This is a genomic window from Bradyrhizobium yuanmingense, assembly GCF_029167105.1.
GTDB lineage: Bacteria > Pseudomonadota > Alphaproteobacteria > Rhizobiales > Xanthobacteraceae > Bradyrhizobium > Bradyrhizobium yuanmingense_A.
This window is the reverse complement of the sequence record NZ_JARFML010000111.1, coordinates 1-1,305: the sequence shown is the minus strand read 5'-3', so window position 1 is coordinate 1,305 and position 1,305 is coordinate 1. Positions and strand designations below refer to the sequence as shown.

Sequence of the window (1,305 nt, the reverse complement as noted above, 5' to 3'; positions counted from 1 at the left end):
CCGGCAGATAACGCCCGAGGTCGCCGGTCCTGTACAGCCGATCGCCGTCCACAAAGGGACTGGCGATGAAGCGCTCGGCCGTCAGCTCGGGGCGGTTCAGATAGCCGCGCGCCACTCCCGCCCCGCCAATGTAAAGCTCGCCCACCGCCCCGAACGGCACGGGCGCGCCATGCCCGTCCAGAAGGTACACCCGCGTGTTCGCAATCGGACGGCCGATCGGGACCACTGCCCCATCAAAATCAACCGGACAATTCCAGACTGCTGCGAAAGTCGTCGTCTCGGTCGGGCCGTAGCAGTGAATGAGACGTACGGGACCTTCTTCTTTCAGCAATGTCAGAAATGAGCGAAGATCATTGCGCTCTCCTCCACAGAGGAGGTACTTGAGTTGGGCTAACGTCGGAGCAATCGATGATGTATGTTGATTGAATAATGCTGTTGTTAGAAAGAGTGACGTCACCCCGTGATGTTTAAGCGCCCGGGCAAAGCTGCCAGGATCTGTGACAGCTTGCATTATAACAATGCAACCGCCGTTAAGCAGCGGCGCCCACACTTCGAATGTGCTTGCGTCGAAGGCGGGATTGCCGGCCCATGCCACACGATCCCCCGCCTCAATCTTCGCATATCCATTATTGATCACCAGCCGGTTGACAGCACGATGAGGAACAAGAACTCCTTTGGGAAGGCCGGTTGAGCCGGAGGTGTACATGATGTAAGCGGCAGCCTCAGCGCTCAACGCTAGGCCAGGATCGGAACTAGATCCCGTTCCAACTATGAGCGGCTCAATCGCCAGAACAGGTATCGTCGCCTCAACCAGATCATCACCGTCAATCTCGCTAAGCACCAGGCGGGCAGCACAATCAGCCATCAGCCATTCTTGTCGCGCGGATGGAAGGGCGCGATCAATCGGCACATACACTCCGCCCGTCTTCAGGATCGCCAGCTGCGCCACCACAAGAGCGATGGAGCGATCAAGCACTGTCGCAATGCTATCCCCCGGCCTTACTCCGAGTGCGATCAGATGATGCGCCAGCCGGTTGGCCCGCGCGTTGAGCTCGCCATAGCTCAGGCGCTCGTCCTCGTGGACCACCGCCACCGCCTCCGGTGCCTTTTGCACCTGCGCCTCGAACAGCTCATGGATGCACCGCTCCGACGGATAGGCCGCCGCCGTCCGGTTCAGATCCTCCAGCAGGTAGCTGCGTTCGTCAGCCGGCAGGATGTCGAGCTCGCGCACCGGCGTGTTGGGGGCATGCTCCAGCGCCTGCGCCAGTTGCTCGAGCGCCCGCTGCATATAGCTGCAGAGGCGAT

The 1,305-nt window shown here is 60.3% G+C and carries 1 protein-coding gene; it reads right to left on the bottom strand.

Features of this window, described 5'->3' with window-relative positions:
• Positions 1 to 1,305, bottom strand: a 1,305-nt coding sequence (locus P0R31_RS40650; RefSeq protein ID WP_275521222.1) for a non-ribosomal peptide synthetase, incomplete at both ends; no start/stop codon positions are given.